At 60.6% G+C, this 26,492-nt stretch carries 29 protein-coding genes and 1 other RNA gene; 16 read left to right on the top strand and 14 right to left on the bottom strand.

Features of this window, described 5'->3' with window-relative positions:
- Positions 1–43 precede the first annotated feature (43 nt).
- Positions 44–454 (top strand): SufE family protein, encoded by a 411-nt coding sequence (locus tag R1T45_RS13980; RefSeq protein WP_120351037.1) that lies wholly within the window; start codon positions 44–46, stop codon positions 452–454.
- A gap of 3 nt (positions 455–457) precedes the next feature.
- Here the strand turns inward: R1T45_RS13980 and R1T45_RS13975 are convergent, their stop codons facing one another.
- Both R1T45_RS13975 and R1T45_RS13970 read right to left on the bottom strand, forming a co-directional pair.
- Positions 458–1,102 carry a DUF1638 domain-containing protein gene (locus R1T45_RS13975; RefSeq protein WP_317389361.1) on the bottom strand — a complete coding sequence of 215 codons (645 nt, stop codon included), beginning with the start codon at positions 1,100–1,102 and terminating at the stop codon, positions 458–460.
- A gap of 55 nt (positions 1,103–1,157) precedes the next feature.
- The gene (locus tag R1T45_RS13970; protein WP_067629073.1) at positions 1,158–1,856 is read right to left on the bottom strand and encodes a corrinoid protein; all 699 of its coding nucleotides are present in this window, start codon (positions 1,854–1,856) and stop codon (positions 1,158–1,160) included.
- Positions 1,857–2,057: 201 nt separating this feature from the next.
- On the opposite strand from R1T45_RS13970, the gene R1T45_RS13965 reads away from it, so the two are divergent.
- A complete protein-coding gene (locus tag R1T45_RS13965) occupies positions 2,058–3,134 on the top strand; it encodes a PA0069 family radical SAM protein (protein ID WP_317389360.1) in 1,077 nt (358 codons plus the stop codon).
- Between the two features lie 3 nt (positions 3,135–3,137).
- On the opposite strand, the gene bmt is transcribed toward R1T45_RS13965, so the two are convergent.
- Together bmt and R1T45_RS13955 are read right to left on the bottom strand one after the other, a co-directional pair.
- Positions 3,138–4,151 carry a betaine--homocysteine S-methyltransferase gene (gene bmt / locus R1T45_RS13960; protein WP_132443426.1) on the bottom strand — a complete coding sequence of 338 codons (1,014 nt, stop codon included), beginning with the start codon at positions 4,149–4,151 and terminating at the stop codon, positions 3,138–3,140.
- A gap of 132 nt (positions 4,152–4,283) precedes the next feature.
- A complete protein-coding gene (locus R1T45_RS13955; RefSeq protein WP_120351041.1) occupies positions 4,284–4,601 on the bottom strand; it encodes a DUF1476 domain-containing protein in 318 nt (105 codons plus the stop codon).
- Between the two features lie 167 nt (positions 4,602–4,768).
- Between R1T45_RS13955 and purC the strand changes: the two genes are divergently transcribed.
- From purC to R1T45_RS13930, 5 genes are all read left to right on the top strand, one after another.
- Positions 4,769–5,530: a phosphoribosylaminoimidazolesuccinocarboxamide synthase gene (purC, locus tag R1T45_RS13950; RefSeq protein ID WP_067629081.1), complete on the top strand. Its 762-nt coding sequence runs from the start codon at positions 4,769–4,771 to the stop codon at positions 5,528–5,530.
- 48 nt (positions 5,531–5,578) lie between these two features.
- The gene (gene purS / locus R1T45_RS13945; RefSeq protein ID WP_067629083.1) at positions 5,579–5,809 is read left to right on the top strand and encodes a phosphoribosylformylglycinamidine synthase subunit PurS; all 231 of its coding nucleotides are present in this window, start codon (positions 5,579–5,581) and stop codon (positions 5,807–5,809) included.
- Positions 5,809–6,477, top strand: coding sequence for a phosphoribosylformylglycinamidine synthase subunit PurQ (gene purQ / locus R1T45_RS13940; protein WP_259944210.1), 669 nt, complete (start codon positions 5,809–5,811; stop codon positions 6,475–6,477). Before purS ends, purQ begins: the two co-directional genes overlap by 1 nt.
- Before the next feature lie 69 nt (positions 6,478–6,546).
- A complete protein-coding gene (locus R1T45_RS13935; protein WP_317389359.1) occupies positions 6,547–8,274 on the top strand; it encodes an ATP-binding protein in 1,728 nt (575 codons plus the stop codon).
- 4 nt (positions 8,275–8,278) lie between these two features.
- Positions 8,279–9,613: a sigma-54 dependent transcriptional regulator gene (locus R1T45_RS13930; RefSeq protein ID WP_317389358.1), complete on the top strand. Its 1,335-nt coding sequence runs from the start codon at positions 8,279–8,281 to the stop codon at positions 9,611–9,613.
- A 23-nt stretch (positions 9,614–9,636) separates the two neighbouring features.
- On the opposite strand, the gene R1T45_RS13925 is transcribed toward R1T45_RS13930, so the two are convergent.
- The gene (locus R1T45_RS13925; protein WP_317389357.1) at positions 9,637–9,927 is read right to left on the bottom strand and encodes a hypothetical protein; all 291 of its coding nucleotides are present in this window, start codon (positions 9,925–9,927) and stop codon (positions 9,637–9,639) included.
- Between the two features lie 547 nt (positions 9,928–10,474).
- Here R1T45_RS13925 and R1T45_RS13920 point away from each other — a divergent pair.
- The gene (locus R1T45_RS13920; protein WP_317389356.1) at positions 10,475–13,369 is read left to right on the top strand and encodes an Rne/Rng family ribonuclease; all 2,895 of its coding nucleotides are present in this window, start codon (positions 10,475–10,477) and stop codon (positions 13,367–13,369) included.
- 92 nt (positions 13,370–13,461) lie between these two features.
- On the opposite strand, the gene R1T45_RS13915 is transcribed toward R1T45_RS13920, so the two are convergent.
- The gene (locus R1T45_RS13915) at positions 13,462–13,689 is read right to left on the bottom strand and encodes a sulfurtransferase TusA family protein (protein WP_067624663.1); all 228 of its coding nucleotides are present in this window, start codon (positions 13,687–13,689) and stop codon (positions 13,462–13,464) included.
- Positions 13,690–13,780: 91 nt separating this feature from the next.
- Between R1T45_RS13915 and R1T45_RS13910 the strand changes: the two genes are divergently transcribed.
- The 4 genes from R1T45_RS13910 (at position 13,781) to R1T45_RS13895 (ending at position 18,127) form a co-directional block, all read left to right on the top strand.
- On the top strand, positions 13,781–14,533 hold the full coding sequence (locus R1T45_RS13910) for a cytochrome c biogenesis CcdA family protein (protein WP_067624666.1): 753 nt from the start codon (positions 13,781–13,783) through the stop codon (positions 14,531–14,533).
- Positions 14,534–14,586: 53 nt separating this feature from the next.
- Positions 14,587–15,816, top strand: coding sequence for a hypothetical protein (locus tag R1T45_RS13905; protein WP_317389355.1), 1,230 nt, complete (start codon positions 14,587–14,589; stop codon positions 15,814–15,816).
- Positions 15,813–17,165 (top strand): cytochrome P450, encoded by a 1,353-nt coding sequence (locus tag R1T45_RS13900; RefSeq protein ID WP_317389354.1) that lies wholly within the window; start codon positions 15,813–15,815, stop codon positions 17,163–17,165. The genes R1T45_RS13905 and R1T45_RS13900 overlap by 4 nt, the downstream gene beginning before the upstream one ends.
- Positions 17,166–17,233: 68 nt before the next feature.
- On the top strand, positions 17,234–18,127 hold the full coding sequence (locus tag R1T45_RS13895) for a fructose bisphosphate aldolase (RefSeq protein ID WP_067624675.1): 894 nt from the start codon (positions 17,234–17,236) through the stop codon (positions 18,125–18,127).
- Between the two features lie 49 nt (positions 18,128–18,176).
- Here R1T45_RS13895 and R1T45_RS13890 read toward each other — a convergent pair whose 3' ends face one another.
- The 8 genes from R1T45_RS13890 to R1T45_RS13855 all read right to left on the bottom strand — a co-directional run bounded on the left by R1T45_RS13890 (position 18,177) and on the right by R1T45_RS13855 (position 23,386).
- Entirely contained in the window at positions 18,177–18,404 is a 228-nt protein-coding gene (locus tag R1T45_RS13890) for an N-(5'-phosphoribosyl)anthranilate isomerase (protein ID WP_317389353.1), read from the bottom strand.
- A 9-nt stretch (positions 18,405–18,413) separates the two neighbouring features.
- Positions 18,414–18,647, bottom strand: coding sequence for a ribbon-helix-helix domain-containing protein (locus tag R1T45_RS13885; RefSeq protein ID WP_067940808.1), 234 nt, complete (start codon positions 18,645–18,647; stop codon positions 18,414–18,416).
- A complete protein-coding gene (locus R1T45_RS13880) occupies positions 18,644–18,820 on the bottom strand; it encodes a DUF4169 family protein (RefSeq protein WP_067936542.1) in 177 nt (58 codons plus the stop codon). Before R1T45_RS13880 ends, R1T45_RS13885 begins: the two co-directional genes overlap by 4 nt.
- The gene (gene fumC, locus R1T45_RS13875; protein ID WP_067624687.1) at positions 18,817–20,208 is read right to left on the bottom strand and encodes a class II fumarate hydratase; all 1,392 of its coding nucleotides are present in this window, start codon (positions 20,206–20,208) and stop codon (positions 18,817–18,819) included. The genes R1T45_RS13880 and fumC overlap by 4 nt, the downstream gene beginning before the upstream one ends.
- A 95-nt stretch (positions 20,209–20,303) precedes the next feature.
- Positions 20,304–20,783: an SspB family protein gene (locus tag R1T45_RS13870; protein WP_067624690.1), complete on the bottom strand. Its 480-nt coding sequence runs from the start codon at positions 20,781–20,783 to the stop codon at positions 20,304–20,306.
- A 73-nt stretch (positions 20,784–20,856) separates the two neighbouring features.
- The gene (chrA, locus tag R1T45_RS13865; RefSeq protein ID WP_317389352.1) at positions 20,857–22,101 is read right to left on the bottom strand and encodes a chromate efflux transporter; all 1,245 of its coding nucleotides are present in this window, start codon (positions 22,099–22,101) and stop codon (positions 20,857–20,859) included.
- Positions 22,102–22,220: 119 nt separating this feature from the next.
- Positions 22,221–22,568: a transfer-messenger RNA gene (ssrA, locus tag R1T45_RS13860) on the bottom strand.
- Positions 22,569–22,639: 71 nt separating this feature from the next.
- Positions 22,640–23,386, bottom strand: a complete 747-nt coding sequence (locus tag R1T45_RS13855; protein ID WP_317389351.1) for a FadR/GntR family transcriptional regulator — start codon at positions 23,384–23,386, stop codon at positions 22,640–22,642.
- Between the two features lie 77 nt (positions 23,387–23,463).
- Here R1T45_RS13855 and R1T45_RS13850 point away from each other — a divergent pair, with 77 nt between their 5' ends.
- Genes R1T45_RS13850 through R1T45_RS13835 form a run of 4 tightly spaced genes read left to right on the top strand, consistent with a single transcriptional unit; the run spans position 23,464 to position 26,486 of the window.
- Positions 23,464–24,252, top strand: a complete 789-nt coding sequence (locus tag R1T45_RS13850; RefSeq protein WP_317389350.1) for a DUF2182 domain-containing protein — start codon at positions 23,464–23,466, stop codon at positions 24,250–24,252.
- A gap of 1 nt (position 24,253) precedes the next feature.
- Positions 24,254–24,886 (top strand): DUF1326 domain-containing protein, encoded by a 633-nt coding sequence (locus R1T45_RS13845; RefSeq protein ID WP_317389349.1) that lies wholly within the window; start codon positions 24,254–24,256, stop codon positions 24,884–24,886.
- Positions 24,883–25,383, top strand: coding sequence for a DinB family protein (locus R1T45_RS13840; RefSeq protein WP_317389348.1), 501 nt, complete (start codon positions 24,883–24,885; stop codon positions 25,381–25,383). The genes R1T45_RS13845 and R1T45_RS13840 overlap by 4 nt, the downstream gene beginning before the upstream one ends.
- On the top strand, positions 25,383–26,486 hold the full coding sequence (locus R1T45_RS13835) for a dimethylsulfoniopropionate demethylase (RefSeq protein ID WP_317389347.1): 1,104 nt from the start codon (positions 25,383–25,385) through the stop codon (positions 26,484–26,486). Before R1T45_RS13840 ends, R1T45_RS13835 begins: the two co-directional genes overlap by 1 nt.
- The last annotated feature ends 6 nt before the right edge of the window (positions 26,487–26,492 follow it).

Raw genomic sequence — 26,492 nt, 5'->3', positions numbered from 1 at the left:
CCTACCTGTCAGGCAATGGAATTCACCCAAAGAGAGTGCACAGATGGCCACGCCTGCCTTTGAAGAACTGGTCGAGGATTTCGAGTTTCTGGACGATTGGGAAGACCGCTACCGCCATGTGATCGACCTTGGTAAAGCGATGGACCCGCTGCCCGAGCCGCTGCGCGTGCCGGCGACCAAGGTCGACGGCTGCGCCTCTCAGGTCTGGCTTCATGCACAGTTTGACGGCGGCAAGCTGCATTTTGACGGCGCAAGCGACGCGATGATCGTCTCGGGGCTGATCGCGGTTTTGCGAAATCTTTACAACGGTTTGACGCCTGCCGAAGTGGGCGCTGTCGATGCCAAAGCGGAACTTGCGCGGCTGGGATTGAATGACCACCTCTCGGCGCAACGCTCCAACGGGTTGCGCGCGATGATTGAGCGCGTGCGCGAGACGGCCGCTCAGGAAGCCTGACGGTTAAAGGTCGCGCAAAGCGGTCTGCAAATCCCCGTAGCCCGTGAAGCGCCGCTCGAACGCAAGGCCGAGCCGCGCGGCGCAGCCTTGCGCCTTTTCGGTTAGCGCCGGGTCGTCCGTCTGCGCCTGATAGACCAGTTTCTCGTAATTGCCGAAATACATATCGCGCAGTTCCGGGTGCCGGTCGAGTCCCATAGGCTTGATGATGAAAGCCTCAAACTGCCGCACCAGAAAATCGGTGAGGTAGAAGGTGGTGATCTCATCTTCCGAGGTTTTGGCGAAACTCTCGTTGCCCTGAAAAAAGCTGTAGCAATGTGGCCCTGCGACCATCTGCACGCCCATCTCTTCGCAGGCCCGCTCCAGCCCGCCGCCCGTCCCGCAATCGGCGTAGACGACAAAGAAATCGTCATAGTCCGCGCCGTGTTTGGCGACCGTGTCGCGCACCGCTTGGGTGATCTTTTCCGGGTAGAGGTGATATTTCGCGGGCAGGCAGGTCAGGTCAAGATGGGTCCAGCCGTTCGCGGCCTTCAAATCCAGTATCTCACGGGCCAGCGCGCCACAGGCGATCAGCAGAATGCGGCCCGCGCGGGTGGGCGCGAGCCCCTCTTGGGTGAGGGTCCGATCATCTGGCAGATTGCTGTCGCTCATGGCGTCACCATCGCATGTCACCGATGCCAAAGCCAAGTGGAGCGGTGCCAGCAGCCTAGGCGTTGGCGGAGTTATGTTTCCGACCCATCCAGTCTTTGGCCGTTTCCACTGCTACGGCGGCATCGCGGCAATAGGCGTCGGCCCCGATGGCCTTGCCGAACTCTTCGTTCAGCGGCGCGCCACCGACCAGCACGATATAGTCGTCGCGCTTGCCCTGTTCGATCAGCGTGTCGATCACAACTTTCATATAGGGCATTGTCGTGGTCAGCAGGGCGGACATGCCGAGGATGTCTGCCTGTTCGGTTTCCAGTGCTTCTAGATAGGCTTCGACCGCGTTGTTGATCCCAAGGTCTACGACCTCGAAACCCGCGCCTTCCATCATCATCCCGACGAGGTTTTTGCCGATGTCGTGAATATCGCCTTTGACGGTGCCGATCACCATTTTGCCCACCCGGGGCGCGCCGGTTTCGGCCAGGAGCGGTTTGAGGATGGCCATGCCGCCCTTCATCGCATTAGCGGCCAGCAGCACTTCGGGCACAAAGAGGATACCGTCGCGGAAATCCGCGCCCACGATGGTCATGCCGCCGACCAGCGCTTTGGTCAGAACCTCATAGGGTTCCCAACCGCGGTCGAGCAGGATTTGCACCCCTTCTTCGATCTCTTCCTTAAGACCGTCATAGAGGTCATCGAACATCTGCTGGACCAGTTCTTCGTCGTCCAACTCGGCCAGGATGATATCGTCTTCTTCTGACATGGTGTTTCCTTCTGCTGGGCGTGCAGGTGCATGACACTTGGGCCCTTGTCTCACGGAATGTTAGCGCCGGGGTCGCGGTTTGCGACATCGGCCGCGCCATGCGCGACGCCTTGGGAGCAAACTACTGCTTTTTGCGGTGTAAGGACAAGGGTTTGCGCAAGTTTACTTGCTGATGTTCGCACAATGTTCTAACCTTCTTTCATGGATAGGGAAGACCAGCGATTCCGCGTGCTTGGCCGCGCGGCAGGCAGCAATGATGCAGGCCGGTTTGAGCGTCATGCCCGCGTGGCGGAAGATGACGGTTGGGCCCGCGAAGACGAGCTTCCGGTGCTGCGAACCCAGACCAGCATTGAGGTGCCGCGCCGGGTAATTACCTACAACCGCTCGCCGGATCTGCCCTTTGATCGGTCGATCAATCCTTATCGCGGCTGCGAACATGGCTGCGTTTACTGTTTCGCGCGGCCCAGCCATGCCTACCTCGGCCTGTCTCCGGGCTTGGATTTTGAGACGCAGCTGATCGCCCGGCCCGAAGCGCCGGGCGTTCTGGCGCGGGAACTGCGGTCGAAGCGTTATCAGGTCGCGCCCATCGCCATCGGCACTAACACCGATCCGTACCAGCCCATCGAAAAGACCCATGGCATCATGCGTGACTGTCTTGAGGTGCTGTCTGAATTCAATCACCCAGTGGCAATTGTCACTAAGGGCAGCCTGATCGAACGCGACATCGACATTCTGGGCGATATGGCCGAGCGCGGATTGGCGGCGGTTGGCATTTCGGTGACTACGCTGGACGCAAAGCTCAGCCGTTTGATGGAACCGCGCGCGCCCGCACCGCAGCGGCGGCTGCAGGTGATCCGAAAGCTGTCGGAGGCTGGCATCCCGGTGCGGATCATGGCGTCCCCAATGGTTCCGGCGCTGACCGACCCGGAGTTGGAGGCGATCCTTGCCGCCGGACGTGACGCCGGGGCGCGGCACGCCAGTTGGATCATGCTGCGCCTGCCGCGTGAGGTATCGCCGCTGGTGCAAGAGTGGCTCGCCACCCATTACCCCGACCGGGCTGAGCGGATCATGGCGCGGCTGCGCGATATGCATGGGGGCAAGGAATACGATGCGGGCTGGCACAAACGCATGCGGGGCGAGGGGCCCTATGCGCAGATGGTGGCGCAGCGGTTTGATCTGGCAGTCAAACGTCTGGGGCTGACCCGCGCGGGCGTGCCGCTGCGCTGCGATCTGTTTCGACCGCCCTCCGAAAAGGGCGATCAATTGAGCTTGTTTTGAAGCTTAGCTCCGGCGGCGGCCACGGCGCGGCGCGCGCACTGGACCTTGCCCGTCGGTGCCGTCGCTTTCGGACGAGAAATCACCGATCTCTTCGCGGATTTGCTCCAACGTCGGGGCGGGACCTTTTTCCGTGCTATCGAGCGCTTCGCGCATCGCGACCAGATGCTCGGGCAGGGTGCCGCAGCAACCGCCGATGACGCTGGCCCCCGCGTCACGCGCCATGGTCGCATAGCGGGCCATCAACTCGGGCGTGCCGTCGTAATGGATGTGGCCTTCGACGTATTTCGGGATGCCCGCGTTGCCCTTGGAGATGATCGGCAGCGTGCCATTCTTGGCGGCGAAACCGAGTACCGTGCGCAGCAGGTCAGACGCGCCCGTGCCGCAGTTGGCACCATATGCCAGCGGTGTGTTGTCCAGCCCGTGCACCATATCGACCATCCCTTCGGAGGTCAGGCCCATCATCGTACGGCCCGCGGTGTCAAAGCTCATCGTGCCGCACCATGGCAGCCCCGCCAGCGCAAAGCCTTCGGCAGCGGCGCGGTATTCTTCGGGGGCGCTGATCGTTTCCAGCCAACCAATATCGGCACCACCAGCTTTGAGGCCGTCGGCAGTCTCATGGAACATCTCAACGGCGAGGGAGTGGGTCAAGGTGCCGACCGGCTCCATGATCTCACCCGTGGGGCCGACAGAGCCTGCGACGATGACTTTGCGCTCGGCGGTATCGGCCACTTCGCGTGCCAGTTCGGCAGAGACGCGGCTCAACTCATGCACCCGCTTTTCGGCGCCGTGCAGCTTGAGCCGCGAGGCATTGGCCCCAAAAGAGTTGGTCAGGAACAGATCACTGCCCGAATCCACCGCGAAACGGTAAAGCTTGATGATCTTCTTCGGCTCATCGGTGTTCCACATCTCAGGCGCGTCGCCCGACATCAGCCCCATGTTAAACAGATTGGTGCCCGTGGCCCCATCCGCGAGCAATGTGCCCTTTTCAGCCAAAAGATCGGTGAATGCGTTGCTCATGGGGGCTCCTGTAGGGTCTGGGAATTTCGCCTGATGTCATGATGCCTTCATGGGGGCAATCTCATAATATTCATCTTCATTATGAGGGCAGGCAGGGCGGGTCACCCCGGCGCGTGGCCGGGGTGGAATGGGTTAGCTGGTCTCGCTCAGCAGTTGCGCTTTGGCTTCGACCATTAGCGCCTGCATCTTGGCGCGGATCGTCGCCTCATCGGCGCGGTCACCCAGATCGCCCGAGACTTTGCGGTAAACATCCTCGTCGCCCGCCTCTTCGAAATCGGATTTCACCACCTCTTTGGCGTAGTCGTCGGCGTCGCTGCCCGATTTGCCTAAAAGTTCAGCAGCCCAGAGGCCCAGAAGTTTGTTGCGGCGCGCTTCGGCGCGGAATTGCATGTCTGCATCATGGGCGAACTTGCTTTCAAAGGCATTTGCACGGTCGTCGAACTTGCTCATAGCGGGTCTCCGATTGCTGGTGTTACCCTATTCATATGCGGTCGCCCCCGCGTTCCCACAAGTGGCGCGTCAAAGGTGACGGGCCATGCTTGCAGCAGCGGGGTGGTTGCACTAAGAGAAGCGCAAGCGGCGGGGATGTTCCCGGCCCCCTGTTGGAAAGGATGCCCATGGCCCGGCGCAACAAGATCTACGAAGGCAAGGCAAAGATCCTCTATGAAGGCCCTGAGCCCGGCACCATCGTGCAATATTTCAAAGACGATGCGACGGCCTTTAACGCCGAGAAGAAAGCCACGATCGAGGGCAAGGGCGTGTTGAACAACCGCCTGTCCGAGTTCTTTATGACCGGGCTGAACAACATCGGCGTGCCGACGCATTTTATCAAACGCCTGAACATGCGCGAACAGCTCGTGCGGCAGGTTGAGATCATTCCGCTCGAAGTGATCGTGCGCAACTATGCGGCGGGCTCCATGTCCAAGCGGTTGGGGATCGAAGAGGGCACGCAACTGCCGCGCCCGATTGTCGAGTATTGCTACAAAGACGACGCGCTTGGTGATCCGCTGGTCACCGAAGAGCATATCGCCGCCTTTGGCTGGGCAACCCAGCAAGACATGGACGATATTCTGAGCCTCGCGCTGCGGGTCAACGACTTTATGTCGGGCGTGATGATGGCCGTCGGCATCAAGCTGGTGGACTTCAAGATTGAGATTGGCCGCGTTTACGATGGTGACTTCCAGCGTCTGATCGTCGCCGATGAGATCAGCCCCGACAGCTGCCGCCTGTGGGACATCGAGACGGGCCAGAAGCTCGACAAAGACGTGTTCCGCCGGGATCTGGGCTCGCTCACCGATGCCTATACCGAAGTGGCCAAACGTCTCGGCGTCATGCCCAAGAACAATGCGCCGGTCTCCAAGCCGACGTTGATCAACTAACGCGGCTTCGCCGTTCAATTTGCAGATGTTACAAAGGGGTGTCGCGCCATGAAAGCACGGGTGCATGTGATGCTGAAGAACGGGGTTCTCGACCCTCAGGGCGAAGCTGTCCGCCACGCGCTCGGAGCCTTGGGCTTTGACGGGGTGAACGGTGTGCGTCAGGGCAAGGTGATCGAGCTTGACCTCGCCGAGGGCACGACCGAGGCCGATGTGACCGCCATGTGCGAAAAGCTCTTGGCCAATACGGTGATCGAATCCTATTCGGTGGAGCTGGCCTGATGCACGCAGCGGTAGTTGTCTTCCCCGGGTCCAATTGCGACCGCGACCTTGCCGTGGCTTTCAAAGCCGCGGGCGCCAAGGTTTCCATGGTCTGGCACAAGGACAGCGAACTGCCGCAAGGCGTTGATATCGTAGGCATTCCCGGCGGGTTCTCATATGGGGATTACCTGCGCTGCGGGGCCATTGCCGCGAATTCGCCGATCTGCCGCTCTGTGGCGGCTCATGCGCAGCGCGGCGGCTATGTGCTGGGCATTTGCAACGGTTTTCAGGTGCTGACCGAAACCGGCCTGCTGCCCGGCGCGCTGCTGCGCAATGCGGGGCTGAAGTACATCTGCAAGACTGTCGGCCTCAAGGTTGAGACCACGGCGAGCGATTATACCTCTGGCTACGACGCCGGTCAGGTCGTCAACATTCCAATCGCTCACCATGACGGCAATTATTTTGCCGATGATGAGACCATCGCGAAACTGCGCGGCGAAGATCGTGTGGCGTTCAGCTATGCCGAGAACCCGAATGGCGCGCGTGATGATATCGCGGGCATCCTTTCGGAAAACCGCCGCGTGTTGGGCATGATGCCGCACCCCGAGCGGGCAGCCGAAGCGGCCCATGGCAACACCGACGGGGCGGCGCTCTTCCGCGCATTGACCGGTGCTTTGCAAACCGCCTGACTTGAGTGCGGCCAGCGTAGCGCGTAGATTGCCGCGATGAGTGATGCATCCGGTTCCGAAGGCAATAGCATGGCCGTATCCTGGCGGGTGCGGTTCGCGATTGCGTCGCTGATGATCCTCGCCGTGGTGACGATCTCGATTACCAACAAGCTGCTGACCGACCGTTTTACTGAAAGCACCCGCAACCGCGCAGAACTGCGCATCGCGCTTTACAGCGGCAACCTGCTGGCTGAATTACGGCAAAACGCCATTGTCCCGCAGCTTTTGGCGCGCGACCCCACGTTGATTGGCGCGCTGCAATCGGCGGATTATTCGCTGTCGACACAGCGGCTTATCTCTTTCGTTGAGGAAATCGGCGCGGCATCCTTGATGCTATATGACATCGATGGGCGCACCGTGGCGGCGACGGACCGGAATCGCCTCGGCTCCGCACATAAATCCGAGCCCTATTTCGTCGATGCCATCCGCTCTAACGCGACGATCTTTTCGACCATTGAGCGTGAGCAGGGCGGCTATCGCTTCCTCTATTCGCGGCGCATGCAGTCTGGCGGGACCACACTTGGGGTGATCGCCGTTGAGGTTGATCTGCAAAAGTTTGAACGGGCTTGGGCCGGGATCTCGGACGCGGTCATCGTGATGGACAGCACGGGCGAGATTATCCTCGCCACCGAGTTGCGTTGGCGCGGGCTGACAGAACCCGAAGCGCTGGCCAACCACACGCCCCAAAGCGCCATTGAACGCGCCATTCAAGCCACCACCGATTGGACCGCCCTGCCGCCCGATGCCTATCTGCAGGGCGAGGCGGTGATGCGGCTGGAAAACCGGATACCGTTCCGCGGCTGGCGGATGAGCAGCTACACAACCTATGCCTCGGTCCGCGAAAAGGTGAACGGCGTGCTGGCGTTGGAGGTCATGGGCTTTGCGATCCTGCTGGCGTTGGCCTTCTATTTCCTGAGCCGCCGCACGGCGGGGCGGCTGGCGATCTTTCAACGGGAATCGGCGAAACTCAGGGCCCTGAACCTTGCCCTCCAACGTGAGATCGCTGAGCGCAAGCGGGTGCAACAGACCCTCGCCGTGGCCGAGCAAACCCTAGAACAGTCATCAAAACTTGCCGCATTGGGTGAAATGTCTGCCGCCGTCAGCCATGAGTTGAACCAACCGCTTGCGGCGATGAAAACCTATCTAGCGGGCGCGCGGCTTTTGCTGAACCGCAACCGGCAGGATGAGGCGCTGTCGTCCTTTGGGCGCATCGACGACCTGATCGAACGAATGGGCGCGATCACCCGGCAGCTTAAATCCTATGCCCGCAAGGGGCAGGAGGCCTTCTCTCCGGTTGATATGGGCGCGGCGCTGGCGTCTTCCCTGTCGATGATGGAGCCGCAGTTGCGCCAGCGACAGGTTCAGATCAGCCGCATCCTGCCCGATAATCCCGTCATGGTGATGGGAGACCGTATGCGGATCGAACAAGTTATGGTAAACCTGTTAAGAAACGCATTAGACGCAACAAAATCGGAACGAAACCCTCAGGTGGACATTATACTATCAGCGGGGGAGACGGCGACATTAACCGTGCGCGACAATGGCCCGGGGATTGAGGACTTGGACGCGCTGTTCGAACCTTTCTACACGACCAAACAGCCCGGCGATGGTGTTGGGCTGGGTCTTGCCATTTCATCGGGGATCGTCAACGACCTCGGGGGACGGCTTATGGCGCGCAACGGACAAAACGGTGGCGCTGTATTTGAGATGCAACTACCTATATTGGCAGATGAAACGAAGATAGAAGCGGCGGAGTGAACGCATGGCTCAGGCAATGAAAATCGCGATTGTAGACGACGAACAGGACATGCGGCAGTCGATCAGCCAGTGGCTGGCCCTTTCGGGGTATGACACGGAAACCTTCGGCAGCGCCGAAGACGCGCTAAAGACTTTGGGGCCGGATTATCCGGGCATCGTCATCTCCGACATCAAAATGCCGGGCATGGACGGGATGCAATTCCTGAAAAAGCTGATGGGCAGCGACTTGGCTTTGCCGGTCATCATGATCACCGGTCATGGTGACGTGCCGATGGCGGTCGAAGCGATGCGCGTCGGCGCTTTCGACTTTCTTGAAAAACCTTTTAACCCCGACCGGATGAGCGAACTGGCCAAAAAGGCCACCAATGCGCGGCGTCTGGTGATGGACAACCGCGCCCTGCGGCGTGAGCTGTCGGACGGCGGCCAGCTGATGAAAAAGCTCATCGGCCAATCGCCCGTCATGGAACGCCTGCGCGAAGATATCCTCGATCTGGGGCAGGCCGATGGGCATGTGCTGATCGACGGAGAAACCGGGACCGGTAAGACCCTCGTGGCCCATGCGCTGCACGCGGTCGGCAGCCGCGCGGGCAAGAAATTTGTCCTCGTCTCCTGTGGTGCTCTGGAGGAAGACGCGCTCGCCAAGCGGCTGTTCGGCCCGATGCAGCCCGAAGACGCGCAACTGCCCGCCATCGAAGAAGCGCGCGGCGGGACATTGGTGTTGGAAGACATCGAAGCCCTGTCCGAAAGCCTGCAGGCGCGGCTGTTAAGCGCCATCAACGAACAAGGCACCCCGGCAGAGACACGAATCGTCGCCATCTCGAACCTGCAAGAAGCCGGGCGCACCTCGGAAGACGCGCTGCGATCGGACCTGTTTTATCGTTTGGCAGCGCTCCGCATCACCGTGCCGCCGCTGCGCCAGCGTGGTGAGGATATCCTGACGCTCTTCACCCGGCTGAGCGATCAGTTCGCGGATGAATACGGCTGCGAGGCGCCTCAGGTCAGTGCACAAGAGGCGGCACAGTTGTTGCAAGCGCCATGGCCCGGCAACGTGCGCCAACTCATTAACGTGGCCGAACGCGCCGTGCTGCAATCGCGCCGCGGCTCGGGCACCATCGCCTCCCTCTTGATGAGCGACCATGACGAGATGCAGCCGGTGATGACCACCGAAGGCAAACCGCTCAAGGAATATGTCGAGGCATTCGAGCGCATGTTGATCGACAACACCATGCGCCGTCACAAGGGCTCTATCGCCAGCGTGATGGACGAGCTTTGCCTGCCACGCCGGACGCTGAACGAGAAGATGGCGAAATACGGGTTGCAGCGGTCAGATTACCTCTGACCACCTCCCTTAAGCAGCGCGGTTTAACCGCTGCGCTGCTCTGCAATCTCGACCGCATTGCCATTCGGATCGGTGATGCAGGACCAACTCGCGCCGCCGGGTACGTCAAGGATATTGCGGTAAAGCTCCACCACAGGGCGTGTTGTATTGACGGCGACACCCGCCGCGCCGGTTTGCTGGGTCACCGCGGCCACACAGCTTTTCTGCCCGCGCAACTCGGCCAGCGCCGCCGGATTATCGGCCACGGCGATCTCATCACAGGCGGCAAGGCCCAAAAGGGTCAGACAAAGCGCGGGGCGCAGGAATATTTGCATGAAGCGGTCCTTTGAAACTCTGGGCCGCGGGGGCGGCAAAGCAATTCTATGGTGCCGCCCAGCGATCCTTGCGGCGACAGTCTGAATGTTTCCAAGCCCATGCGCCTTGTCAACCGACCCGAGATAAACCGCATTTGACTGTTGCTCATTCGATTGACCATTGTGTTTCACCCCTTAAAGCCCTTAACTAGCCGGATAAGTCCTGTAACGCCCGACTGGCGTATGGTGACTTTTGACAGTTTCGCTGCCGTGCCAGCCCGACACCGGGGGGCCAGCAGACCGATTGGGCCGGAAACGGCCGAAGAACCGCTGATATTCGCGAGGGTTAGCCCAACCGAAGCACAGCTAATTAATGGATGGGAGAGGCGCAAAGGCCCTCGCATCGGAGAAGAACCGCGATGACGCGCGCAGATGCTCAGAGCAGACAGATGGGGGCCATTCGTGGCCCTGCTGTTGCCGCGTCCTCCATCGCCCTGACAAGTCACACCTCCCAGCCCGATGCCCCGCCAGGGGCCTTCCGTGCGCGGGTGCTGTGCATAATGGATCTATGTCTAAGAAAATGCTTATCGATGCCACCCACGCCGAGGAAACTCGCGTTGTGGTCGTGGACGGAAACAAGGTCGAAGAATTCGATTTTGAATCAGAAAACAAACGCCAGCTTGCCGGCAATATCTATCTAGCCAAAGTTACACGGGTCGAACCGTCGCTTCAGGCTGCCTTTGTTGACTATGGCGGCAACCGTCATGGCTTCCTCGCGTTCTCGGAAATCCACCCCGATTATTACCAAATTCCCGTGGCCGACCGTCAGGCGCTGCTGGAAGAAGAGCGCGCCTATGCCGAAGCGCAGGCCGCCAAAGACGACGAAGACGAAAAGCCCAAGCGGACCCGCTCGCGGTCGCGCAGCCGATCGAAAAGCCAAGCGGCTGAGACCAACAGCGATGATGCCGTGGTCACAGCAGAGGTAGCTGACGACAACAGCGATCAAATCGCCGGTATGGAAACTGTTGATCTCGACAGCGAAGAGGGCAGCTCGCCCATGGAGCGGGTCGCGGAAACGCCGGTCGAAGAGCCTGAGAACGGCGAAGCCGAGGCCGAGGTTGCTAAGGCAGATGAAACGGCAGCGGCTACGTCCGATGACGCTGACGCCAGCGACGCCCAGGCCGACGACGCCGACAACGAAGACGACAAAGGCAGCGATGCCACGGCGAAAGACGATTCCATCGAATCCGTCGCCGACGAAGATGACAGCGAAGACATTCGCCCCGTGCGCAAACCGCGCCCGCGCCGCTACAAGATTCAAGAGGTCATCAAGGTCCGCCAGATCCTGCTGGTGCAGGTCGTCAAAGAAGAGCGCGGCAACAAGGGCGCGGCGCTGACCACCTACCTCAGCCTTGCGGGTCGCTACTGCGTGCTGATGCCCAACACCGCGCGCGGCGGCGGCATCTCGCGCAAGATCACCAATGCGGCTGACCGTAAGAAACTTAAAGAAATCGCGACTGAGATCGAAGTGCCCAAGGGTGCAGGTCTGATTGTTCGGACTGCCGGCGCGAAACGCACTAAGGCCGAGATCAAGCGCGATTACGAATACCTCCAGCGCCTCTGGGAGCAGATCCGCGAGCTGACGCTGAAGTCCATCGCGCCCGCGAAAATCTATGAGGAAGGCGACCTGATCAAACGCTCGATCCGCGACCTCTATAACCGCGAGATTGACGAGATCCACGTTGAGGGCGAGCGCGGCTACCGCATCGCCAAGGACTTCATGAAAATGATCATGCCGTCCCACGCGAAAAACGTGAAGCTCTACAACGAAAGCCTGCCGCTCTTTGCGCGCTATCAGGTGGAAAGCTACCTTTCGGGCATGTTCAACCCCACGGTGCAACTGCCCTCGGGTGGCTATATCGTGATCGGCGTGACCGAAGCGCTGGTGGCGATTGACGTGAACTCTGGTCGGGCCACCAAGGAAGGTTCGATCGAGCAGACCGCGACCAAGACCAACCTTGAGGCTGCCGCCGAAGTGGCGCGTCAGCTGCGTCTGCGTGACCTCGCGGGCCTCATTGTCATCGACTTTATCGACATGGATGAGCGCAAGAACAACGCCGCCGTCGAAAAGATGATGAAAGACAAGCTCAAGACCGACCGCGCGCGCATCCAAGTGGGCCGCATCTCGGGCTTTGGCCTGATGGAAATGTCGCGCCAGCGTCTGCGTCCCGGCATGATCGAGGCGACGACCCAGCCTTGCCACGCCTGCCACGGCACCGGTCTGGTGCGCTCTGACGACAACCTCGCCCTGTCGATCATCCGCCAGATCGAAGAGGAGGGCACCCGCCGCCGTTCGCGCGAAGTGCTGGTGCGTGCGCCCGTGGGCATCGCCAACTTCCTGATGAACCAAAAGCGTGAGCATATCGCCAATATCGAGATGCGTTACGGCATGTCTGTGCGGATCGAAGGCGACCCAACCTTGGTCAGCCCCGATTTCCACATCGAGAAGTTCAAGACCGCCACCCGCACCGTGCCGCCCGTCTCGGATCACGTCGTTTCGGTCGATACATCGCTGATGGATCAGATCGACGAGGATGAGAGCGCCGCAGAGGTCGAAGTGGAAGAGGCACCCGCCGCACAGGAGGCCCCGCAATCCGAGAACGGAAACGGGAATGGCAACGGCAATGGTGACGACGGCGAGGGCAAATCCAAACGCCGCCGCCGTCGTCGTCGCAGCCGGGGTGGCCGTGGCCGCAATGGCAATGGCGAGCAGCAGAATGGTGCAGACGATCAGAACGGTGGTCAGCAGCAGGAAGAGGCGAAGCCGGACGAAGGCGATAAAGCCCAACCGGTAGAAGCGGAGGCAGCGCAGGCCGACACCGACGCCGCGCCCGCCGCCGAGGAAAAGCCCAAGCCCAAAAGCCGCAGCCGGTCGCGCAAGCCCAAGGCCGAACTGGCCCCCGAAGCGGAACCCGCGCCCGAAGCGCTTGCCGCCGCAGAAGGCGAAACGCCGCAGGTCAGTGCCGAAGCCGAAGGAGAAGAGACGCCCAAGCCCAAGGCCAAGCGCAGCCGCCGGACCAAAAAGCCCGTGGTGGAAGCGGCAGAAGAGACGGTGACAACAGACGCCGTGGCGACCGAGGAAGAGGCCGCACCCGCGCCAAAACCCAAGCGCCGGAGCCGGGCCAAAGCCAAGCCGGTCGAGCCGGTTGCCGAAGCCACGCCCGAGGCGATGGCCGAAGCACTGCCGACCGAAGCGCCGATCGCGGCCCCGTCGCCGGAAACTGCCACACCTGTCGCGGAAGCACCGCAGCCTGAGCCGCAGCCCGAACCCACGGCCCAGCCGGTGGAAGCCGAAGCGCCCGCTGCCGAAACGGCTCCTGAGCCGGTGGCCGAAAAGGTGGAAGAGCAACCCGCCGAAAAGCCCAAGCCCAAACGGCGCGGCTGGTGGTCACTGGGCAGCTAAGCCACGACATATAAAAGGAAACGGCGGGCTTTCAGGCCCGCCGTTTTCGTTTCTGTCGTAGGGTTGAAGCGCGCGTTCCGGCCGGGTCCGGCTCAGCCACCTTTGGTGATGATATAAAGCTCTGCCGCGCCCTCGGTCCGGGTTTCGGTCAGCGCATGACCGGCTTCCACGCAGAAATGTGGCACGTCGATCACCGCGGCCGGATCATCGGCCGTCATATGAAGCTGATCGCCCGGCGCGAGGGCCGCCAGTCGTTTGCGTGCTTTCAGCACGGGCAGGGGGCACAGAAGCCCCGTGGCATCCAGTTTTTCGATCTTCATAAGACCAGTTAATCCAAGCCAATCCCGAGGTCCACGATCTTGTGACAATATGACAGGTGACGCCGGGGCGTTGTCGGTCTAGGAGTTGGTCATGTTTGATATAAGCCTCATCGACGCCGGGATCCTGCCGGCCATGATCATCGCTCTGGTTGCCGGGATTTTCAGTTTCCTGTCGCCCTGCGTGCTGCCCATCGTGCCACCCTATCTGGCCTATATGGGGGGCGTGTCGATCAATGACATGTCCAGCCAATCCAGCGCACGGCGGCGGGCGGTCGTGGCGGCGTTGTTCTTTGTGCTGGGGCTGAGCACTGTGTTCATCCTACTGGGCTTCACCGCCTCGGCCTTTGGGATGTTCTTTTTACAGAATCAGGCGCTTCTCGCTAAAATTTCCGGTGTGGTGATTATTGTCTTCGGCCTGCATTTCATCGGGCTCTTTCGCATTCCGTTTCTCGATCAAGAGGCTCGGATGGACGCGGGCGACAAGGGCGGGTCGAGTTTCGGCGCCTATGTCTTGGGGCTGGCCTTTGCCTTTGGCTGGACCCCCTGCATCGGGCCACAGCTGGGCGCGATCTTGTCACTGGCAGCAAGCGAGGCCTCCGTCTCCCGCGGGACGCTTTTGCTGGGCGTCTATGCGGCGGGGCTTGGCATTCCCTTCCTGCTGGCCGCGATGTTCATCACCCGCGCGATGACGCTGATGAACCGGATCAAACCGCATATGAAGCTGATCGAGCGGATCATGGGGGGCCTGCTGGTGATTGTTGGTCTGGCGCTGCTGACCGGCGCATTCACCGCCTTTTCCTTCTGGCTGCTTGAGACCTTTCCGATCCTCGCAACCGTAGGTTAAGCCTTAATCTTGCCCCGAATTGCGGCTAGACTATGCCGAAGAAGAGGGCGGGCATGGTGAGCACAGGGCAGGCAAAGACGGTGAAAACGCGGCGGGTGTTCTACATCCCCGGCTACGATCCGATTCACCCGCGCCGCTACCGTGAGCTTTACCGCAAGGAGGGCGCGGCGCAGGCCGCGATTTCGGGCTATGAGATTGCGCTGAAACCAAAAGCGGGCAAGGGCAATTACGGCTGGCGCGTTAACGCTGGGATCGACGGTCATCAGGTGACCTCGCAAGTCGAAGTGCTGGTCTGGTCCGACATCGTGCGCGAAAGCATGAGCAATTCGATCCCCGCGACCTATTGGCAGTTGCTGCGCACCGCATGGGTCTACATCGGCTCCGGCGCGCTTTGGCGGCTGATGCGCCTGCGCAAGGGGCCGGTTATTGCGGCGCTTTATCCGGTGGGGATGTTGATTGTGCAGGCGCTGCTGGCTGTGGCGCTTGGCCTGCTGACCTATCGCGCCCTTGGAATGGTGACGGACCATTGGGCGGCGCGGCTCGCCTTCGCGGCAGTGGGCACTGGGCTGGGCATCGCGCTGCTGCGCTGGTTTAAAAAGAAAGACGGCAAGTTTTTCGCCTATTACCTGATGCATGACTACGCCTATTCCGCCGCCACGCGGGGCGCGAACCCGCCGGAGTTGGAAGCCCGCATGGCGCAGTTTGGCAATGACATCGCCGCTGCTCTGACCGAGGATGTCGACGAGGTACTGGTTGTCGGCCACTCATCCGGCGCGCATCTGGGCGTCTCGGTACTGGCCGATCTGATCCGTGCGGGCAGGGTGCCCGAGCGCGGGCCTGCCTTGGGTTTTCTCTCGCTCGGGCAGGTGGTGCCGATGGTGTCCTTCTTGCCACGGGCCGAGCGTTTGCGAGGCGACCTGCGCTATCTCTCAACCCGCGAGGAACTGGCATGGGTCGACGTGACGGCCCCCGGCGATGGCTGCGCCTTTGCGCTTTGCGATCCGGTCTCGGTCTCCGGCGTGGCGCCTGAGGGGAAACGCTGGCCGCTGGTCTTTTCGGCTGCCTTCACCCAAACGCTTAGCCCCACCCGCTGGAAGGCGCTGCGCTGGCGGTTCTTTCGGCTGCATTTCCAGTATCTCTGCGCCTTTGACCACCCGCGCGACTATGACTATTTCCAAATCACCGCCGGGCCACAGACCTTGGCCGCGCGCTATGACGGGCGGCCCGCGTCGAAATCCCGGATCGACCACGCGGTCAGCAAATACACCTCTGTCGCCGCATGACCCAACCGCCCAAGCCCCCCGCGCGGCCCGACCGTGTGTCGCTCTGGCGCTATGCCAAGCTGTTTCGCGCCGATATCCTCTCGGCCCAGCCCGCCCGGCTTTATCGCGCGTGGATGGCGGAATTCAAAACGCCGTTCTTCCGCAGCTATTTGATGAACCAGCCCGCACTGGTGAAGACCGTTTTGAAAGACCGCCCCGAGGATTTTCCGAAATCCGACCGGATCGGCGAGGGGCTGCGCCCGCTCTTGGGCAACTCTGTCTTTCTGACCAACGGCGAGACATGGAAACGCCAGCGCCGCATCATCGACCCCGCCTTTGAAGGCGGCCGGCTGCGCGAGACCTTTCCAGCGATGTGGGACGCAGCAGAGGCCGCTGCCACACGGCTGGGAGGCAAGGCGGGGCAGGTGGTCGAGATCGAAGCCGAGACCAGCCACGCCGCAGCCGATGTGATCTTTCGCACGCTTTTTTCTCTGCCGATCGAACATGAGGTTGCCCGGGCGGTCTTTGATGAGTTTCGCAATTACCAGCGCAGCCAGCCGATCCTGAACCTTGGGGCACTTCTGCCGCTACCGCGCTGGATGCCGCGCCTGTTTCGGCGCGACACGCGGGCAAGCGCCGCGCGGATCAGGGCGCTGATCACGGACCTGACCCAAGAGCGGATGGCGCAGATCAAAGCGGGCACCGCGCCCGACGACCTAGCCACCAAGATCATGACCCAAGCCGACCCCGAAACAGGTGAGATCTTCGACACCGAGGAGATGGTCGATCAGGTAGCGATCTTCTTCCTCGCGGGGCATGAAACCAGCGCCTCGGCTCTGGCTTGGGCGCTCTATCTGATGGCCACCCATCCCGAATGGCAGGAGCGGCTGGCGGAAGAGGCACAGGCGCTTGAGACCTGTGATTTCGCGGTGATGTCAAAACTCAAACTTAGCCGGGATGTGTTTCGTGAGACGCTGCGGCTTTATCCACCCGTGCCGATGATGGTGCGCGAGAACCGCTGCCCCGAAGCGTTTCGCGACCGAAAGGTGAAACAGGGGGCGCAACTGGTGCTCAGCCCGTGGCATCTGCACCGGCATGAACGGCTTTGGGACAATCCTGATGGTTTTGACCCAACCCGCTGGCAGACCGAAAACGGAAAGCAATGCCAGCGCGACGCCTTCATCCCATTCTCTGCCGGGCCACGGGTCTGCACTGGCGCGGGTTTTGCCATGGTCGAAGGGCCCCTGATCCTGTCGCGTATCCTGCGAGACTTTCGCGTGACCGCCCAGCCTGATCGCGTGCCGGTGCCAGTCGCACATTTGACCGTCCGTTCAGATAAGGGCATTTGGTTAGCGCTATCAAGGCGCTAGCTTCTATCATCGGCTTTGCGTTTCAATTAGAAACGCAGCGAACGGAATCAAAATAGGACGTGGGTGACATGGGCTACGACAAGGCGCAACTTGAGCAAATGAACAGCGGCAAAGGCTTCATCGCGGCGCTCGATCAATCGGGCGGCTCCACCCCCAAGGCGCTGAGCCTCTATGGCGTGGAACCGTCGGATTACAACGGCGACGCAGAAATGTTCAAAGCCGTCCACGACATGCGGGCGCGGATCATTCTGGCCGACGATTTCACCTCCGAGAAAGTGATCGGTGCGATCCTTTTTGAGCGCACGATGGATGACAGCATCAACGGCAAACCCGTCGCCCAGCTCCTGTGGGAAGACCGGGGCGTGGTGCCTTTCCTGAAAATCGACAAGGGGTTGGAGGAAACCAACAACGGCGTGCAGATGATGAAACCGATCATGGAGATCGACGACCTGCTGGCCCGCGCAGTGAAACATGGCATCTTTGGCACCAAGGAACGCTCGGTCATTCACGAGGCCAACGAGAACGGCATCGCCGCCGTGGTGGCGCAACAGTTCGAACTGGCCAAACAGGTCTGCGCCGCCGGTCTGGTGCCGATCATTGAGCCGGAGGTGAACATCAACTCCGACACGAAGGCAGAGGCCGAAGAGATCCTGCGCGGAGAGATTGAAAAGAACCTGAACGCGCTGCCCGAGGGCGAGATGGTGATGTTGAAACTGACGATTCCTGAAAAAGCTGGTCTATATGACGAACTGGCCGGCCACGCCAACGTGCTGCGCGTCGTTGCGCTATCGGGCGGCTACTCCACGGCGGAAGCCTGCGAACGGCTGGGCAAGAACCGCACCATGATCGCCAGCTTCTCGCGCGCTTTGACTGAAGGGCTGAACGTCAAGATGACAGATGCGGAGTTCAACGAGGCGCTTGGTCAGAACATCGAGAAGATTTACCAAGCGTCGATCTGCTAAATCGGAATTTTTTGAAAATTCCGGATCCGTTTTCTTTAAAAGAAAACGGCTAGGCAATCCGCCGGATGGGTTCTCTATTGCAAAATATGATGACCTGTCCGGCGTTCTCAGCCGCTTGGAAACCACGACGTTTCAATTCGTCTTCAAATTCTTGGCGTCCGACAAACTTCTCAATATCGCGCGCTTTACGTCGAATGACCTGTCCGCGAATAGCCGCCTTAGAGGCGAAAATATCATCCAGCCAAGCGGCGGGTGTGAGAGGGGATCCGAGGGCCATGGCCCGACGCTAATCTGTCTTTGGTAAACGTTCTTTTAACGCGCGCAACACGAACAACCGGATTGCCCCGGCAAGCCCGATGTCCAGCCCGCGCGCCGCGTCGATCTCAGTCACCAACGCATTGATCGGCAGCCCCCGCGCGGCAGCAATGGCCCGGAACTCATCCCAGAATTCATCTTCGAGAGAGATTGATGTCCGGTGACCCCGTAGGGTCACCGAATGTTTGCGGGGCCGCGCGTTCATGTCTCGCGCTTATGCGCTTCCAGGTTGCGGGCGATCTGCTCGGCGCGGGCTTTCAGCGCGTCTTTCTGCGCTTTGGTCTGGCCAAAACCCACGGCGTTTTCGTTCGCGCGTGCTTTGCGAGACGAACGGTCCCGCTCTTTCTTCACCTTGTTAAGGTTGATGGGCGCACTCATTTTGGTCCGATCATATTTTCGGGCCGCACGACCCGTTCAAAGGTTTCGGCATCCACGAAGCCCAGTGCGATGGCCTCTTCTTTCAACGTGGTGCCGTTCTTATGCGCGGTCTTGGCGACCTTGGTGGCATTGTCATAGCCGATCTCGGGGGCCAGCGCGGTCACCAGCATCAGCGACTCGCGCATCAGCTTTTCGATGCGGTCCGCGTCGGCCTTGAGGTCAACCACCAGATTATCAGTGAAGGCCGAGGCCGCGTCACCCAAAAGCTGCATGGATTGCAGAACGTTATAGGCCATCATAGGCTTGTAGACGTTCAGCTCAAAATGTCCCTGAGACCCGGCAAAGCCAACCGCCGCGTCGTTGCCCATCACATGAATGCAGACTTGCGTCAGCGCCTCGCACTGGGTCGGGTTGACCTTGCCCGGCATGATCGACGAGCCGGGTTCGTTCTCGGGCAGGATCAACTCGCCCAGACCACAACGCGGGCCGGACCCCAGCAGGCGGATGTCATTGGCGATTTTGAACAGGCTGGCGGAGACGGTTTTCAGCGCACCAGAAATCTCGACCATCGCGTCATGGGCGGCGAGCGCCTCGAACTTGTTCGGCGCGGTGACGAAGGGCAGGCCCGTGATCTCGGCCATATTATGCGCCACGGTTTCGGCCCAGCCCTTTTGGGTGTTCAGCCCGGTGCCAACGGCGGTGCCGCCTTGGGCCAGTTCATAGATGCGGCCAAGCGCGTCGCGCACGCGCGCGATGCTCATGGCGACCTGATGGGTGTAGCCTGAGAATTCTTGGCTCAGCGTCAGAGGCGTCGCATCCTGCGTGTGGGTGCGGCCGATCTTGATGATGCCGTCGAATTCCTCGACTTTCTTTTGCAGCGCGCCGTGCAGCTTCTCCAGCCCCGGCAGCAGCACGTCCCGCGCCGTCATCGCGGTGGCGATATGCATGGCGGTTGGGAAAGTGTCGTTTGACGACTGGCCCATGTTGCAGTGATCGTTGGGGTGCACTGGGTCTTTGGACCCGATGGTGCCCCCCATAAGCTCAATCGCGCGGTTGGCGATAACCTCGTTGGCGTTCATGTTCGACTGGGTGCCCGAGCCGGTCTGCCAGACAACCAGCGGGAAGTTGTCGTCGAACTTGCCCTCAAAAACTTCGCCAGCGGCCTGAACGATCGCCTTGCCGCGGTCCTCATCAAGCGAACCCTGTGCCACATTGGCCTGCGCGCAGGCCTTCTTGATCACGCCAAGCGCGCGCACGATGGCGATGGGCTGCTTTTCCCAGCCGATTGGGAAGTTGATGATCGAGCGCTGCGTCTGCGCGCCCCAATATTTATCGGAAGGAACTTCGAGCGGACCAAAGCTGTCGGTTTCGGTGCGGGTATCGGCCATTTTGTGGCTCCTGCTGTGACTTATCGTTGCCCAGCGGTGTACCTGCGCCTTACGGTCTGCGCAATGCAGGGATGGCGCTAACGGCCAATCCTGCGCTACTTCCGAAAGGAATCGAGCGAGACGATCTCGGCGTCCTTGGCGGGCTCTTCCGCGACTTCCAGCTCTTCCTCATCGGTTTGGTCAAGCGTGGCCTCATCGCGATCTTCGTCTTCTTCTTCGGTTTCTTGCTGTTCGAACCGCAGGCCGAACTCAACCGAAGGGTCCACAAAGGTGCGGATCGCGTCGTAGGGAATATAAAGCGGCTCGGGCGCATCGCCGAAGTTCAGCGTGATGGCAAATCCGTCTGCGCCAACATCAAGCCCATCGTACCAGTGCTGCATCACCACGGTCATCTCATCGGGATAACGGTCTGAGAGCCAATCGGCCAATTCCGCATCCGGGTGCGAGGTATCGAAGGTGATGAAAAAGTGGTGATTCCCCGGTAGCCCTTGGTCCGATACATCCTGCAAGACCCTGCGGATCAAACCCCGCATGGCTTCGTGCATCAGGTTGCCGTAATCAATGCTGCGGCTCATTCTTCTCTCCGGTCCGGGCGATGGGCAGGGGTCAGCATACCCCATTCACAGGCGAGTGAAAGGGGGCGCGGCGCTAAATCGCGCGAAGGAGCAGAGCAAGCACCGCGAGCAGGATCATCGTGACGACAAAACCACGCTTGAGCGCCAGCATCAGCACAGCGGCCAATAGGGTGAGCACGGCGGCCAGCGGATTGAAGCTTGCCCAAACCGGCGCGGGCAGGGCGAGGGTGACCCCAGGGGCGACCCGATCAAACAGCACATGCAGCGCAAACCAGACCGAGAGATTGGCGATCACCCCCACCACTGCCGCCGTGATGGCCCGCAGCGCCCCCGCGATGCGCGGCTGTTCAGAAAGTGCCTCAAGATACGGGCCGGCAAAGAATATCCACAAAAAGCACGGCGTGAAAGTCACCCAAAGCGCCAGCAGCCCGGCAGCGAGCGCGCCCGACGGGCCGCTTTGGGCAAAGCCTGCCAACATCCCGACAAATTGCGTAACGAGGATCAGCGGGCCGGGCGTCGTCTCGGCCAAGCCGAGTGCGTCAATCATTTGGTCCGTGTTAATCCAACCGAAATCCTGAACCACTGTCTGGGTCATATAGGCCAGCACGGCATAGGCACCGCCGAAGGTCACCACAGCGAGCTTGGAGAAGAACAGGCCGAGTTGCAGCAGAAAATCCTTACCCAGCAGCGCCAAAAGCACAAGCGGCGCGGCCCAAAGCCCGCCCCAGATCAGCAGGGTGCGCAGACTGCGCGCAGGTGGCAGATTTGCCGGCTCGGCCACCGCAGTGGGGCTTTTGGTCAACATCCCGATGGCACCGGCCAGCAGAATGATCAGTGGAAATGGCAAGCCCAGAACAAAAATGCCGATGAACGACCCAAAGGCCAGCGCCCAGCCAAGACGCCCATGCAACGCCTTTGAAGAAACCTTTAGAAGCGCTTGGAATACCACGATAATGACGGCGGCCTTGATGCCGAGAAAAGCCGTCTGCACAAGGGGCAACTGCCCATACCACGCATATAGCAAAGCCAGCACAGCGATGAATGCCGCCCCCGGCACCACGAAAAGCAACCCCCCGAGCAGCCCGCCAGCCACACCGCGCAGACGCCAGCCCGCATAGGTCGCCAGTTGCATCGCTTCCGGTCCGGGCAACAGCATACAGAGTGAGAGCGCCCGCAGGTAGGTCTGCTCGCTTAGCCACGGGCGGTCCTCGACCAACTCACGGTGCATCACGGCGATCTGCGCTGCGGGGCCGCCGATTGACATCAGCCCGATGCGTCCGAAGACGCGAAACATTTCGGGCCAGCTGGGCGGGGTCATGCGAACTTCCTGCGCGAAAGAAGCCACAGCGGCTTCGTTTTATAACGGATAGGGGCACGGAAGCGCAGGGTCAAGAACACCGCTCAAGCAATTGAATTCGCCGAGATATGGAGGGGAAAAGTGCAGGTTTCTGTTGCCAGGTACCTGCGAACCCCGCCTTAAGCTGCAAAGCCTAAGGACTTAGATTTCAGTCGCTGAAACCGCTTACGCGGCCATCGCAACTGGAGCACGATTGTCATTTGCAATTGTACAGTTTGAACCGATAACGGTGGTATCTCACCGAAACAAAGCAACCCCTTTAGACGTTCGTCGATCCTATTTCGGCCCCATGATCCCCAAATGAAGGATGTTTGGTGGAGCCGCCGGGTACCGCCCCCGGGTCCGAACCGCTTATTACGAGCGCGTTTATGTCCATAGTCCCGAAGGACAAGATTAAAGTAGGGCCGTCATGGGTGAATTGCAAGGGGTGCGACGGCGGGAAATAATGACATCAAGGTTCACGCGCACCCGATTGATTTATAAGTGAAGTCGCAACTCCTCAGCCAGCCTTTCCGGCGTTCCGCGCAGCACGCGCGGCGAAAACGCTCTGGGCAAGGTCTTGGGTCTCCGCTTCCAGCGCCGTCAATCCTGCCGTTACCGCTTTGCCGTTCTGCGCTTCTGCGGCATTGGCGATCTCTTGGTGCAGGGCAATGATCCGCGCCCGATCTCTTGCAGTGAAGGTGATCATATTCATCAAAGGCTGCATGGCTTCGACCGCACCGGCGAGTTGATAGCTCAGCACCGGGTTGCCCGCGCCGTCAACCAGCGCCCGGTGGAAGGCGACATCGGACGCGCAGAACGCTTCATCGGTCAGCCCCGCCTGCGCCTGCCGGTGGATTTCAGCGCGCATCGTGGCAAGGTGATCCGCCGTGCGCCGCTCTGCCGAGAGGGGCGCGCATGCGCGCTCTAGGGCGAAGCGGGCTTCGCAAGCCGTTTCGAAACTCACCGCGTTCATCGACAATAGCAACGTAGATGTGGTGATCTGCTGCGCGTAAGCATCTAGAAAGCTGAGGCGATTCACGAAAGCGCCCCCCGTGGCCCCGCGCTGCGTGCGGATCAGCGATTGCGCGGCAAGGCGCTTCAACGCTTCGCGCACCGTGGGGCGAGAGACCTCGAACTGCTCGGCCAATTCCGCCTCAGATGGCAGGCGTTGGTCGACGATCAGACGCCCGCCGATGATGGCGTCGCGAATGGCCGTGGCGATTTGAGCCGATAGATCGGCGGGGCTGCTTGGATCGATTTTCATATGTCTTACAATTAGTGTTTGCGAGTAGTTTAATTGTCTGACATTAAATCTACAAGAGCACGCAGGGGAGGGCGGCGATGACGGGCATAGTACGGTCAACACTTTGGCTGGGGTTTTTCGCCCTGATTCTAGCGGCTTGGTGGATGATGTACAGCATGGCGATGCAGATGGATGTCGATCTGCTGGGTCGTCCGGGCACGATGGGTGAACGGATGCGGCAGATGGATCCGGGCATGGATATGTATATGCCCATGGCGCGCTTCTTTCCGCTTTTCACGATGTGGGGGGCGATGATGGCTGCGATGATGGTCCCGACCATGGTCCCGACGCTGCGCGCTTACGAAGACCTCATGACCTCGGCCAACGGCACCCGCGCGGGCTGGCTGGCGGTGCTTGCAGGCTACTTCGCGGTCTGGCTTGCCTTTGCGGCGGGGATCGCAGGGCTGCAATTGCTTCTCTTGCACGGCGGGGCCATCGACATGCTGGGCATCGCCAAATCGCGCTGGACTGCGGCGGCGCTGCTACTGGGCGTCGGCCTGTTCCAATTCACCCGCGCCAAGGAGGTCTGCCACGGCGTCTGCCACTCTCCGATGATGTATTTCATGGGCCATTGGCGCCCCGGTGTCGCAGGCGGTTTCCGCATGGGATTGGGCCTTGGCGCCTTTTGTGCGGGCTGCTGCTGGGGCTTTATGTTGCTGGGCTTTGCTGGTGGGGTGATGAACCTTGCTTGGATGGGGCTGGCGACGCTTTTCATGGTCATCGAAAAGCTACCGCAAATCGGACATTACGTAACAAAACCAATGGGTTCAACCCTGATCCTCGGCGCGTTCGTCGTGGCGGGTTGGCCCGTGTTCACAGGAGGATAATATGCCAAACAGAGAGATGACACCCGCGAATTGGGCCGTAAAAGGCGAGCTTTTCCTCAACTGCTCTTGCGACGTCTTCTGCCCCTGCGTGGTCAGCCTTGGCGCGCATCTGCCGACCGAAGGCCACTGCCATGCGTGGATGGGCATCGTGATCGACGAAGGCCATTTCGAAGGGGAGGATTTGGCAGGGCTGAACGTGGGCCTGTTGGTCGACATCCCTGGCCGTATGGGCGAGGGGAACTGGAAGGTCGCCGCCTATGTGGACGACCGCGCGAGCGAGGCGGCCTATGACGGGCTGTTGAAAATCTTCAGCGGCGCGGCGGGCGGCACGACGGGGCTGTTTACCATGCTGGTGAGTGAGATCATCGGCGCCGAACGTGCCCCCGTTGAGATTATTCGCGACGGCAACCGCCGTGTCATTAACATCGGCCGGAAGATCAACGGCGAGATCGAACTGCTCGCCGGGGCCGAACCGGGCGAACCGGTGAAGATCACCAACTCCAAATATTGGATGGGACCGAATATCGTGGCGGCGCGTGGGGTGAAATCTAAGGTCCGCGACTATGGGCGGGTTTGGGATTTCGGCGGCAAATCGGCTGAGGTCTGCGCGATCGATTGGCAGGGTGCTGCGTGATCACCCCCGGTTATGCTCAGGAAATGGCGCGATATAACGCTTGGCAAAACAGTCAGTTGGCAAGCGTTATTGAGGTGATGGACGAGGATGCGTTAACGCAAGATCGCAAGGCGTTTTTCGGCTCGATCTTGGGCACCCTCAACCATCTTCTTTGGTGTGATCAAATCTGGTTGTCCCGTTTTGATCCCGCCTTGCCCAGGCCAGAGGGTCCGGACACCGAACTTTGCCCCACCGGCATGGCTTGGCACACCACGCGGCGCGAGTGCGACGCGTCGATAAAGGATTGGGCCCAAGGCCTTCGACAGGAGACTTTGGACGCCGATTTATCATGGTATTCCGGCATCATGCAGCGCGAGCTTACCACTCCCTTGGCGCAAACCGTCGTGCATTTCTTTAACCACCAGACCCATCATCGGGGCCAAGTGCATGCCATGCTGACCAGCGCCGGGTACGATGCGCCAGTGACCGATCTTATCCTAATGCCGGAGGACGTGTGATGGCTGAACTCTCCCCCTCACGCCGGATACGGCGCACGCCCTTTTCTGCCGGGGTAGAGGCGGCAGGCGTGAAGGCCTACACCGTCTATAACCGAATGCTGCTGCCCACCGTCTTTGAAAGCACCGAGGCCGATTACCATCACTTGAAGAAAGCCGTCCAAGTCTGGGACGTGGCTTGCGAAAGACAGGTTGAGCTGCGGGGGCCGGATGCGTCGCGGTTGATGCAAATGCTGACACCGCGCGATCTGCGTGAAGTGGCGCCGGGGCGCTGCGTCTATGTGCCGATCGTCGATGAGACGGGCGGTATGCTTAATGATCCGGTGGCGGTGAAACTGGCCGAGGATCGCTGGTGGATCTCCATCGCTGACAGTGATTTATTGTTCTGGGCCAAGGGGATATGCAACGGTTATCACCTAGATGTGCTGGTGGACGAGCCGGATGTGAACCTGCTGGCAGTGCAGGGGCCAAAGGCCGAAGACCTGATGGAACGCCTCTTTGGTGCGGCGGTGCGGGAGGTAAAGTTTTTCCGCTTCGGTGAATTCCACTTCCAAGGGCGCGCCATGAATATCGCGCGGTCTGGCTACTCCAAACAGGGCGGCTTTGAGATCTACGCAGAGGGCGCGGATATCGCCATGCCGCTGTGGGATGCTCTGTTCGAGGCGGGGCGCGATTTGGACGTCCGCGCGGGCTGTCCAAATCTAATAGAGCGGATCGAAGGCGGAATGTTGAGCTATGGCAATGACATGACCGACGATAACACCCCGCATGAATGCGGCCTTGGCAAGCTTTGCGACACCCATGCCGCGATGGGCTGTATCGGCAGAGATGCGCTGCTACGGGTGGCCAAGGAAGGCCCGGTGCAACAGATACGCCCCCTAGAGATTGCGGGCGATCCGGTGCCGCTTTGTGACCGAGCTTGGCCGCTGATGGCAGGTGACAAGCGCGTGGGGCAGGTGACCTCGACCATTTGGTCGCCCGATTTTGGGGTGAATGTCGCCATTGGAATGGTGCGGATGACCCATTGGGATCCGGGCACACGGTTGCAGGTTGAGACACCGGAGGGCCTGCGGGATGTGACCGTGCGTGAGAGTTTCTGGGCCTGAGGCCCG

It is taken from the genome of Sulfitobacter sp. LC.270.F.C4 (assembly GCF_032922545.1).
Lineage (GTDB): Bacteria > Pseudomonadota > Alphaproteobacteria > Rhodobacterales > Rhodobacteraceae > Sulfitobacter > Sulfitobacter profundi.
This window is presented reverse-complemented; position numbering and strand designations above follow the sequence as displayed.